Annotated in this window: 12 protein-coding genes and 1 tRNA gene; 1 reads left to right on the top strand and 12 read right to left on the bottom strand. The window is 42.3% G+C overall.

Annotated elements, in window-relative coordinates; all coding sequences use genetic code 11:
• Positions 1-277: 277 nt before the first annotated feature.
• Positions 278-1,411 (bottom strand): IS91 family transposase, encoded by a 1,134-nt coding sequence (locus tag H3Z82_RS04600; RefSeq protein ID WP_182202983.1) that lies wholly within the window; start codon positions 1,409-1,411, stop codon positions 278-280.
• Between the two features lie 2 nt (positions 1,412-1,413).
• Positions 1,414-2,277 carry a tyrosine-type recombinase/integrase gene (locus H3Z82_RS04595; RefSeq protein WP_317172424.1) on the bottom strand — a complete coding sequence of 288 codons (864 nt, stop codon included), beginning with the start codon at positions 2,275-2,277 and terminating at the stop codon, positions 1,414-1,416.
• Positions 2,278-2,545: 268 nt separating this feature from the next.
• On the opposite strand from H3Z82_RS04595, the gene H3Z82_RS04590 reads away from it, so the two are divergent.
• On the top strand, positions 2,546-2,971 hold the full coding sequence (locus H3Z82_RS04590; protein WP_182202980.1) for a hypothetical protein: 426 nt from the start codon (positions 2,546-2,548) through the stop codon (positions 2,969-2,971).
• A 335-nt stretch (positions 2,972-3,306) separates the two neighbouring features.
• Here H3Z82_RS04590 and H3Z82_RS04585 read toward each other — a convergent pair whose 3' ends face one another.
• From H3Z82_RS04585 to mce, 10 genes are all read right to left on the bottom strand, one after another.
• Positions 3,307-4,362, bottom strand: coding sequence for an IS110 family RNA-guided transposase (locus H3Z82_RS04585; protein WP_182202978.1), 1,056 nt, complete (start codon positions 4,360-4,362; stop codon positions 3,307-3,309).
• 158 nt (positions 4,363-4,520) lie between these two features.
• A complete protein-coding gene (locus H3Z82_RS04580; protein ID WP_182202975.1) occupies positions 4,521-4,844 on the bottom strand; it encodes a DUF6730 family protein in 324 nt (107 codons plus the stop codon).
• A gap of 11 nt (positions 4,845-4,855) precedes the next feature.
• Positions 4,856-5,713, bottom strand: a complete 858-nt coding sequence (locus tag H3Z82_RS04575; RefSeq protein WP_182202973.1) for a relaxase/mobilization nuclease domain-containing protein — start codon at positions 5,711-5,713, stop codon at positions 4,856-4,858.
• Positions 5,710-6,219, bottom strand: a complete 510-nt coding sequence (mbpA, locus tag H3Z82_RS19600; RefSeq protein ID WP_235982362.1) for a mobilization protein MbpA — start codon at positions 6,217-6,219, stop codon at positions 5,710-5,712. The genes H3Z82_RS04575 and mbpA overlap by 4 nt, the downstream gene beginning before the upstream one ends.
• Entirely contained in the window at positions 6,203-7,057 is an 855-nt protein-coding gene (locus H3Z82_RS04565) for a toprim domain-containing protein (RefSeq protein WP_235982361.1), read from the bottom strand. The genes mbpA and H3Z82_RS04565 overlap by 17 nt, the downstream gene beginning before the upstream one ends.
• Before the next feature lie 260 nt (positions 7,058-7,317).
• The gene (locus tag H3Z82_RS04560; RefSeq protein ID WP_182202971.1) at positions 7,318-8,514 is read right to left on the bottom strand and encodes a primase-helicase family protein; all 1,197 of its coding nucleotides are present in this window, start codon (positions 8,512-8,514) and stop codon (positions 7,318-7,320) included.
• Entirely contained in the window at positions 8,511-8,810 is a 300-nt protein-coding gene (locus tag H3Z82_RS04555) for a helix-turn-helix transcriptional regulator (RefSeq protein ID WP_182202969.1), read from the bottom strand. Before H3Z82_RS04555 ends, H3Z82_RS04560 begins: the two co-directional genes overlap by 4 nt.
• Before the next feature lie 158 nt (positions 8,811-8,968).
• Positions 8,969-9,382, bottom strand: coding sequence for a hypothetical protein (locus H3Z82_RS04550; RefSeq protein WP_182202966.1), 414 nt, complete (start codon positions 9,380-9,382; stop codon positions 8,969-8,971).
• 383 nt (positions 9,383-9,765) lie between these two features.
• Positions 9,766-9,839 (bottom strand) — tRNA-Ile (locus H3Z82_RS04545).
• 49 nt (positions 9,840-9,888) lie between these two features.
• Positions 9,889-10,293, bottom strand: coding sequence for a methylmalonyl-CoA epimerase (gene mce / locus H3Z82_RS04540; RefSeq protein WP_182202964.1), 405 nt, complete (start codon positions 10,291-10,293; stop codon positions 9,889-9,891).
• Between the last annotated feature and the right edge of the window lie 260 nt (positions 10,294-10,553).

Genomic DNA, 10,553 nt, shown 5'->3' with positions numbered 1-10,553 from the left:
AATAACTAAGCATTCGTGTGGTCGGTACGACCCAACATGAATGCCGTGTTGACTGAACCGGTGTTGGTCGGTTTGCCTACTATGGGGATTGATTGGATTTAAGATGGGTTTTTAATAGTTGATTTTTTTGTTTGGGAGTATTTGCTTGCTTTATTATTGAAGATTAGAAGTGCAAGATTGGTTTTGCAGTTCCTCTTCGCTTCTTTTCAACGTTTTTCACTCAGTTTCCTTCATTTTTGACCATAGATATCCTGTTGCGCGTGACTTGCGCTTTTTTTTATATAGGTCGTTTTATTTGATTATTGATCTGCTCCAGCCAGTGCCCTGGTGGTCCACGGGCGGTAAAAGTTGCAACGGTAACAAGGTTTCCCTTTTTGCATATTGGACATTTTCGGTGCATCAATGGCCCTGTCTCCCCAAGCTTTGGCATTCCCAGGTCTTTCTGGAGCTGCGGGATCACAGTTCTTTTGTAATAACTGCTCAAAATACCATAATGCCTGATCCGTGTAAATCCCTTGGGCAGGACATGTAGTGCGAAGCGCCTGATGAATTCGGCATCGGGCAGCGCAAGCACAGATTTCTTGCCCCCGTGCCGATAATCCTTTACCATGAACCGTACGTTTCCGCCTTCCAGACCTTTTATCCGATGGTTACTGATGGCAATCTTATGGGTATAGCGGCCCAAGTATTCCACTACCTGTGAAGGCCCCAAGAACGGACGCTTGCAATAGACCACCCAATGATGTTGGAACAGGCTTTGGTAAAAAGAGGGAGGTTGTTGCTTCCCCAGCGCTTTACGCAATCCGGCCACAAATCGAGCCCTGAAGACCTTACTCATTGCCTTTACAGGGAACAGATACTTTCCCTTACTCTTGGCAGGTTTCCATTTGCCCGATCTGGCAATGCCACCCCCGGGAACTATACAGTGCAGGTGCGGGTGCAGCGAAAGGTTCTGCCCCCAAGTGTGCAGGATGGCGACCATTCCCATCCGGCCGCCCAAAAACTTGGGATTGCCACCAAAATCCCGGATAATGCCCCAAGCTGTTTTGAACAGAAGACCGTACGCCAACTTTGGTTCGTACAGACATAACCGGTTCAGCTCCGCAGGTATGGTAAACACTACATGGAAGTAGGGAACCTTCAACAGATCTGCCTCCCTGGCGCGGATCCATTCCTCTTTTTTATGGCCCTGGCACTTCGGACAGTGACGGTTGCGACAACTGTTATAACTAAGGTGCAACCTACCGCAGGTTGGATTCTCACAACGATCGATGTGACCGCCCAAGGCCGAGGTCCGACATTTGCGCAACGCGTGCAGGGTACGTTCTTGCCAGCTATTGGCACAATGAGCGGCAAGGTGCTCCCTGTTTCGCTCCAGGATATGGGCTACTTCATGGACAGGCTTGGACATCCCTATTGGCCATAAAGCCTGTCCAGCGGACTGAACGGCCTTTGCCTGCCCGATTGTGCCACATGGAGGTAGATAAGGGTGGTCTGGATATCTGCATGTCCCAAAAGATCCTTTACGCTCATAATGTCCAGACCCATTTCCAGCAAGTGGGTGGCATAGCTGTGCCGCAGGATATGGGCGGTGATCTCCTTTTGGATGCCACTGTGCCTGCGAGCCTCGCGGACGATCCACTGAACGCCCTGGGAAGAGATCCGGCTCGGTCTGCCTGATTTGTCATTGCCCGTAAAACACCACGTATCCGGGTTTTCTGCCAGGAAGTATCTCTGTAGGCCGCGGACCTGCATTTTGGACAGGGGAACATAACGATCCTTGCGCCCTTTCCCCTGGCGCACGTGCAGCATCATCCTATCAAAATCCAAGTCCTTGCGCTGTAGGTTGCACAGTTCAAAATTGCGAAGTCCACAGCCATAGAGCATGGCCAGGACCAAGCGGTGCTTGAGCAGTTTAGGGGTCTTCAACAGTTGTTTTATCTCTCTTTGGTTCAATACCACCGGGAGTGTCTTGGGACGTTCAATGGAAGGAAGAACCACACGCATCTCGTTCATCCCAAAGAGGCGATAGGCATAGCGAAGCCCGTAGACGGTGTGCTTGAAAAAACTGTCGGATGGCGTCTTGTGCTGCGACTTTAAAACGTGTAGATAGTCCAAGATCTGTTCTTCATCCAGGGCAAGTGGACTACAGTTAAAATGGAGGGCAAGGTGCGCCAGGCAGCGCGCATAGTTGGTAAGGGTACTCTGGCTCTTGCCGGCCAGCTCAACGGAACGCTTTAATTTTTGGTAGAGTTTTGCAAACTCTGGAACGGAAATACAGGCCCTTTCAATGAGGGTGTCGTTTTTTTTTCATAATATTGAGTATTACATTAAACCTTGATCCTAAAGGTAGTGAATCGTGATGGAAACGTCTCGTGAAGCTACCTTTAGGTTTAGTTCAACAATGGCTATAAGTAATTGCTTGTTCTCGCCTACTTCTGAAAATCCTCGCGGATTTTCAATTTGGTGTGTACTTGCAAAGTTAAGTGCTAACCCACGCAACTACTCATAGCCGAGACCGTTGTGTGCAATGTAAACCAAACTTATGAAGAGAATTCTAATTTTAATGTTCCTAACTGTTTTTTGCAATTCTGTTTTTTCTCAAAGTTCAACTGAAATGCCAGAATTAAGAATCGAAGACAAAACTGCGAATAACTTAATTGTTGATCGCAAACCAGATTACGGATTTGTTGGACGAGATGGCTGTGTGGTAATGGATGAAATCTCTATGGATATTAATGAACTGAACCTAAAATTAATAAGAGGAAAAATATTTAATTCAAAAACGAAAGAACCACTGATTGGCGCGCAAATTTATCTATTCATAATCCAAAATGATTCAATTCAACAAATAGACATTAAAGCTGATTCGGATGGATTATATAAAAGCGAACTTAAAGGAAAATTGAACAAAATGAATGTGGAATATATTGGTTATCGGAATTTAAAAATAGACTTCCAAAAAGAATAAAACACAGCACACAACAATGTGTCCTATGAAAAGCACTAATCCCGTTCTTCAAAAATAATATTTTTATTTTAATTATCTCATAATGATTATTTTGGGGTGTTGGAATGTTGATAATTCCGATAGGATTATCAATATTTCAATACCATATAACTTGCTCCGCATCCTATATGTGATCCATCGTCCAAGCGCGGTCACCGGCATCTGTATGATTATAAGCTATAATAAACCCGGCCACTTGCTATAAAGATGTGATTCCAATCTCTTGGATCACCTACGTTGTTTTGTGGTACGGGCTTTTAATACTTCTTTGTGAGCTTTGTTATCTGTTTATTTTATTATTCTATGACCCCTATCGCATAAGGGGTTTCTGTTTTTATGACAGCCAAGGTCCTGCTCAATAATTTACGGGCCACCTTGATTATTATTGATTTGACGTTTTTTCCCAAATGCTTGCGGTAATACGTCTGCATTATGGGGTCTGTCCTGATGGCCTGCCAGGACGCTTCTATAAAATAACTTCGCATCAATCTATGGGCGCGCATTGTAATGCCTGTGCTCTTTTGGTTGTCCCCACTTTGGTGGATTCCGGGTGCCAGACCAACATAGCCCGCAAGATGTTTTATGCTGTTAAAGCGTCGCAGATCGCCAAGCTCGCAGATAATGCCGCAGGCCACAATCCCGCCTATTCCCGGAATACTTTTCAATAAATAATAATCCTTCTTGTAATGCTTGCGGCAATAGGCGCGCATCTTTGTGGAGACATCCCGCAGCTCCTGGTCTATGAACCTGAAGCTCCGCATTCTGCTGTCCAGTGTCTCGCGCGCCGATGGATATGCAAAGACTACTTCGTCCACCCAACCGCGGAACTTGTGGCTCCAATGGTCATTATCAAACTCCTCGGGAATAGCAATGCCAAAATACAGCAACTGCATTTTTATAAGGCTCTTGATACGCCTGTAATCCTTAACCAGATCGTTTCTTCTTCTGAAAAGACTGCGCAATTGCTCCCGCTCCACATGGGGAACGTGAATACTCTCAAGTCTGCCATCCTTGAGCTCTCTACTTATCAATTGGGCATCTATTTTATCGGTCTTGGTAAAACGTTCCTTTCCCTTGCGGTGGATGTCGGCAGGGTTCACTACCAGGGAATGCCAGCCGTATGCCTCAAAACTACGATGGGCGTAATAGCCGCAACAACCTGCTTCATAAGCTGTAGTAACCTGATGGTCGGGAAAATGTTTGGCTACATACTCGTATAACACTTCAGGCTTTGGGGGCATAGCGAATGACTTGCCGCCAAAAAGATCGGTGGCGCAATGAACTTTCCAGCTACGCTTGTGAATGTCGATGCCAATGTATAACTTTGGTTGGGCAGTGGGTTCTAATTTCATATCTTATTGTTTTGGTGAACTTTAAAGATACGAGACTCGCTGCTTTTTCATAGATGCTATAAGCAATGGCTTGTCCACGCCTACTTGGAAAATCCTGCGGATTTTCCAATGGCAAGTACCTGTTTGCAATTGTTCGTGACAAACCACGCCACTGCTCATCATCTAAAATAATACATTAGCATAAAAATCATCGCTCCCAATCCCATTACCAAACTCACAATAAACACTATCACCGCCCAATTCGGATAAATTTTGGCCTGTTTTATTATAGTGTCAAAATGATTTTCAAAACGATCCATCGATTCTAAATGTGATGCCATTTTTTCCTGATGGATTTCGACTATGGTTTTATACTCGGTTAGGTCCATCTTGATTTTCGTTTCTTTTAACTGGGCATTTAGTTCCTCCAACTTTTCCAGAGCATTTTTAAAGTCAGTGGTCTCATTGACCAAAAGTGCGTTGAATTCTTCAAGTTTTGTCATGGTCATTTTATTTAATAGGATAATCCCTGTTGTATTGTTTTCTTGATAATGAACTTGGTCAGTTTTAAAGCTAATTTTGGCCCAAGGCCAACTGTATTTCCTGCCAATGCCACCCCAACGTTATTGTTTTTTAAACTCTTGATGCCTTCAAGTTGGCCCATTTGTTTGCCAATATTCCCTATGGACATGTTGCGGTGGACTTCGCTGCCCTTTAAATTGTGCCCATCAAATTCAAAGCGGAAACCCTGTAGATTGTTTTGTTTATTTATTGTTGGGATGACTTTTACTCCATCGGTTTCCATGGCTTTTATGTAAGCATCAAATGATTTCGGTTTTAAATGGGCCATGGTCAGGTCATGCCTGCGCTTGATCTCTGTGCGTATGTCCTTCAGGTTCAATTCCTTTTCAAATTGTACTTGCTTGACAGTGGTCAGTCCCATATGCTCTGCCACTTTTTCTGCTGCCAACTGGCACCGTTTGCCTATAAAACTGTCATTGTAGGTCACGCCCCTGAAATCAATTCGGTTGACATATAAATGGATGTGCTTATGTTCTTTGTCCTTATGCACAAAGGCGATGGCCTGACGCTCTCCGAGTTTCATCTCGTGAATGAATCGTTTGGTAATGATCTGCAGCTTGTCTTTATCCAATTTCCTACCGTCTTCTATCGTTGGGCTCAGGATAAAGGACAGGGTATTCTTGGTACAGTTATGATTTTGGTCCTGGATCATTTTGAATTCTTTGGTGATTTCCGCTGGGGAATCGCCATGCAAAAATTCCTTGAGCACGATCTCGGCATCCTTTTCCTGGTTCCAGCCATAGGCCATCGATGCCCGGGTGTGTGATATGCTTTTGCCCTTTCCTATCATGATTGAAATTTTTTAAGATGTGCCTTGATTTCATTGGCCAGGGCATATACCGATTCGGTCAGCTTGGGATTCCGTTTTCTGTACATGTTCCCAATAGCCTTAAAATTATTATGGTATTTGATCATCATTTTATAAAGTTTGATGTGTTCCTCGCTAAAACGTTCCGTAATTTCCTTATCGAATACGGCACGCCGGATATACTCGCTTAGGCTCAATCCTGAAGACGATGCCTTAATTGTCAAGAGCTTCTTTTCGTAGATGGAACATCTGAACTTGACCAGATCACTTTTCCCCTTAAACACCCGTTTTTTTTCTTTGCGACCTTCGGGAGCAAACGAGAATGTGGCCACAGACACACATCTCGAATTCCTACCCAGGACAACTCCCATTCCATTGGCATCCTCTTCCAGATCCAATTCCACACTTTCAGAATGTTTGAGCAAATGGGCAGGAATCTTTAGATACTGCTGCTCCCTTTTTCGTTCAATCTCATCCTTTTCTCTCATGGCACAAAAAATCGTTTAAATCCTTATGGTTTTTATAACCATCACTTTTATCCAGGACATGGCGATATTTATTTGTTAAATAAAGGGTGATATTTCTTCCTGCTTCATCATGATCTAAATAGAGACCAATCACTTCATAGTTTGAAAAATGCACTTCAACATCTTTGACAAACGCAACGGAATTCAAAACCAAAACATCTGAAACCTTTATCAAATTTTCGTTTAAGACGGCCAGCGATAACAAATCAAACATCCCTTCCAAAACGATCAGCTGCTTATTGTTGTTTCGGAGATAGGTATAGGATTTAGGGCTACATCCATTCTTGAAAATCCTATTGCGCAATTCCCATCCACCGTTGTAGTTCCGTAACCCAATCGTAAAAAACTTAGAATTCTTAAAACTGTACCACACTTCATGGCAATAGACCTTCGCAATAGGTAATGGAATCCCTCTCAGGTTCAAATACTGGATCAATGCCGGGTGCTTGATGTTCTGAACTTTGGTAACGGTTATCCCAATGTCATTCGTATTGAAATGTTGTTGCTGTTGAAAAGAAAAAGAAGGCCTATCTTGATTCAAATATACCAGAGCTTCCTTCACAGAACAATTCAGAATTCTACAAATCAAATCAATTACATTACCTCCCACCCCTTCACCATGGTCATACCATCGGTTTCTGGTTTTGGAGACTTTAAAAGAGGCTTGGGTTTCTGACCTGAAAGGACTCAGGAACCAAGCTTCTTTTTCCGTTGTCCTTTGGGGAAAGTGCCCGAGTTTTGCCAGCGCCTTTTCGATGGGAAAAGCTCGGGCGCTTTCACAGTTTATTTTTCTTTTCATCAGCCTATCTGTTTTAGGTTTTTCAGATCTTAGTCCTGTCATCATTATTTTTTTGATGACAGAATGATGACAAAACGATGACAGTCTAATCCCTTATATTTACTGGTCTTAAATACTATCTGTCATCGTTTCATCAAAATATACCTTAACTTGAAGTGTGTTTTTCCTTTCATCAGCGAATTATATTGAAAATGATGACAACTGCCCGTATTACCCATAAATATAGGGTTCCCCTGTCATCGAATCGCTGCATCATTTTCCTAATCCTCTCCAAAGTGTTTTAGTAAGAAATCTTTTTCTATCGTATAGTACCTTCCCTTTGCATCGGTAAACCCCATTCCACCTTCCTGCCAAATCATCAATTTTTTATAGGCCATGGAATTCTCTTGATTGGTCAGGTTCCAGTCCTTTTTAAATATTTGTCTCAATTGGGTAAGATCGGTTTTGACCCGCGTTCGGTTCAAGAGGTGAAGGGCATCCAAGGGGCATAATTTTATCTCTTCTTCCTCCAACGTCTCCATGGCATTAAGAACAATGCTGGCCAGTTCCTTTTCTACACGGTTTCTATTGTTGGACATCAAATTCTCCAAAGCTTTGGTCCTGATCTGGGAGGGGGAGAACCACATGCGGGTCATCTGTGGACTGGTCAGTTCTCGATGTTGAAGGTGGTAAAGCAAAGCGGGTATCTCCGCTTCCAGATATTTCAGAAATTGTGTTTCTTCCTTTTTCAGGGAAGGGATCTTCAACACCCAAAACCTGGTCTCGTTGTTGTCAATCTTTATAAAGTTATCTTCGTTGTTACTGCAAAGGATAAATTTTCCAAAAAACTCAACCTCCCTTTTGTCCTTTCCCTTGGCTTCCAATTTGTTGAAATTCGTCGTACTCAAGTACTTGATGCGCTCGGTGAGTTCCTCTTTATTGAAAAGCACTTCGTCTATGCAGATCAAGAGCTTGTTCGCCCAATCTGCATTGAATTGGCTATTGAAGCTATCGTTGGTCAGATAGGTCAGATTTCCATCAAAAACCATTTTCAGCCATTTGAGAAAAGTGGTCTTGCCCGTGGACCTTTCCTTGGACACTAAACATAATATGGGGAGTATCTGAATTGGCCTCTTGAACAACAATTGAATATAATCCATGCCCAGGTTGAGCTGCTCACCAAAAATATGTTCCATTAGCTGTAGCGTACAGGTAAAATCCCCCTTCTGAAGTTTGTGGGGCAACGGTGCATAGGTATTATAGAAACCGTGCCATTCCTGTTTAAAGTCCAAATGGTTGGGAACACAGATAAACCCGTCATACTTCTTTATCCTTCCAATGAAGCTCTTTCCGTAATCCTGCCGAAGTGCCTCAAGCGTCCAGGGCACAATTATTTCATTCAGTTTTCCCGCTATGGTTGGGATTTGCACCAATTTATAATACGTCGTTCCCACGCGGATGTAAGTTGGCTCTTTCATGATCTGGGCTTTTTATTGGTCAACAACTGTTCATTGAACTGCCGCTCTAAAAATTCGTCGGATAGATTGGGTTCCCCCAGAAGCCAGGCGTCGATTTCTTCTTTGTTAAAGAAGAGTTGTCGAATGTGCTTGTTGTTTCCTGCCGGGATCAATTTTAACTGTGAGAGTTTGTAGATTTTGCTTTTGGACAGCCCTGTGTATTTTACCAGGTCATCAATATTGTATACTTTTTTTGTGTGGGATAGCAGGCCTTTGATATCCTGCAACAAATCCACAACGTTTTCCTGCTCATTCATAATCTTGATGTTTAAGAATTAATAATGAGTAAAAGGCCTTTTACTTTGATTGTACACCGCAAACATATGACGGTATATGCAGTAAAAACAATAGGGAAATAACGATTGCTTTAGAATTGCTCTAAGTTTTCCTTATAAAAATGAGGGAAGCATAAAAATTATGAGATGCCCAATGCTTTAGAGATGTCCTTTCGAACGTCGTCATAATTACCTTCATGGGTGGCCGAGCACCATTTGGAATAACTTGAGGGCAGTGTGCTTGGGTTTATTTCGGTATTCTGAAAGGTAAAACGTTCGGAGATGAGCATGTTCAATGCCTCCTTGGGTTTGGTGTCCATTCTAAAGATGCCGCCTCGGACAATCAGGTCCAAAAATGTAAATAGAAACCTGATGTTTCCCGATTGTTTGTTCTTTGGAGTTTCCCTGATGACAATTTTTTGCTCTGTTGGTAGTCCATTAACGAGTCGAAGTAAGTTCTCGACATCATTACTGTCAAAACCAAAAAAAACGGTATCGATTCTCGATGGGGACAATGGCAAAAAAGAAAAACCCTGGACATTATTCTTGAACAATTCCTCGGACTTGAACCAAGTAATGACCAGCAATAGGGACAAACTGAACAATAACGAAACGAAAATATAGCTTGCTATAATTTGTGCTATCGAGTAACTGTTACGCGAAATTAAAAAATAAAAGGTCAATGGCATTATGCCGAAAATGCATATGACCAAAATAGAAAGTCTATTGGTTGTCAAAGCACCGTGCCTTAACCATAATAGTTTCAGTTCCCTTCTGCTTTGATATAGCCAACTTGCAAATATTTCAGCTAAGCGTTCCACAACTTAAAGATAAGAATAAATGAAAGCAAAAGAAAGAAGAATTGTTGTACTAATGTTGTACTGAGGCAAAAACAACAAAGCCTTTCAACTTCTTGAAAGGCTTGTCTTTACTAATGTGGTCCCACCTGGGCTCGAACCAGGGACCACTTGATTATGAGTCAAGTGCTCTAACCAGCTGAGCTATAGGACCGGTTAAGAGGATGCAATATTACTACTTATTTTAAAATTTGACAACAATTTTAAGATTTTATCTCTTGGCATAATTCAATCAAAACACCATTGGTGCTTTTTGGGTGCAAGAAAGCCACTAACTTATTATCGGCCCCTTTCTTGGGTGTTTTATTTAATACGATAAATCCTTCTTTTGAAAGCCGTTCAATTTCTGCCTCTATATCATCCACCGCAAAGGCTATATGATGGATGCCCTCCCCTTTCTTCTCTATAAATTTAGCAATGGGACTATCGGCTGAAGTAGCTTCCAACAATTCGATCTTATTCGGACCGGCCTCAAAGAATGAGGTGCGAACGCCTTCGCTTTCCACAGCCTCAATTTTATAATGTGATTTCCCAAACAGTGCGGCGAATAGGTCGTTTGAAGCGTCTAAGTCTTTTACCGCTATGCCTATATGTTCTATTTTTTTCATATTTATTTCCCGTCTTTCGGATCCGCGCAAGATAAACTCCAGTGGGAATCTCGTTTTATTCATTCCCGCGATCCTGATAGCTATCGGACAGGTATCTCATTAATTTCCTAACAAACCGCTTGTCAACAAACCGTGCGGAATCTCATTTTAATACATCAAAAATACAATATTCCTTAAATATGCTCTATTTTTGCAGGTGATAAGCCCTAATTGGCTTCAATTTAATAATTTAATTCAAGAGTTGATGCTCTTTTTTATAA

This window comes from Gelidibacter maritimus (assembly GCF_014062315.1).
Taxonomy (GTDB): domain Bacteria; phylum Bacteroidota; class Bacteroidia; order Flavobacteriales; family Flavobacteriaceae; genus Gelidibacter; species Gelidibacter maritimus.
The sequence above is the reverse complement of the archived record's forward strand: the minus strand, read 5'-3'. Positions and strand labels throughout refer to the sequence as shown.

Coding starts and splice junctions, on each gene's coding strand:
- H3Z82_RS04560 (WP_182202971.1), bottom strand. CDS start 8,514: ATGAAAGAGCCAACTTACATCCGCGTGGGAACGACGTATTATAAATTG.
- H3Z82_RS04590 (WP_182202980.1), top strand. CDS start 2,546: ATGAAGAGAATTCTAATTTTAATGTTCCTAACTGTTTTTTGCAATTCT.
- H3Z82_RS04555 (WP_182202969.1), bottom strand. CDS start 8,810: ATGAATGAGCAGGAAAACGTTGTGGATTTGTTGCAGGATATCAAAGGC.
- H3Z82_RS04600 (WP_182202983.1), bottom strand. CDS start 1,411: ATGTCCAAGCCTGTCCATGAAGTAGCCCATATCCTGGAGCGAAACAGG.
- H3Z82_RS04575 (WP_182202973.1), bottom strand. CDS start 5,713: ATGATAGGAAAGGGCAAAAGCATATCACACACCCGGGCATCGATGGCC.
- H3Z82_RS04580 (WP_182202975.1), bottom strand. CDS start 4,844: ATGACAAAACTTGAAGAATTCAACGCACTTTTGGTCAATGAGACCACT.
- H3Z82_RS04565 (WP_235982361.1), bottom strand. CDS start 7,057: ATGAAAAGAAAAATAAACTGTGAAAGCGCCCGAGCTTTTCCCATCGAA.
- H3Z82_RS04585 (WP_182202978.1), bottom strand. CDS start 4,362: ATGAAATTAGAACCCACTGCCCAACCAAAGTTATACATTGGCATCGAC.
- mbpA (WP_235982362.1), bottom strand. CDS start 6,219: ATGAGAGAAAAGGATGAGATTGAACGAAAAAGGGAGCAGCAGTATCTA.
- mce (WP_182202964.1), bottom strand. CDS start 10,293: ATGAAAAAAATAGAACATATAGGCATAGCGGTAAAAGACTTAGACGCT.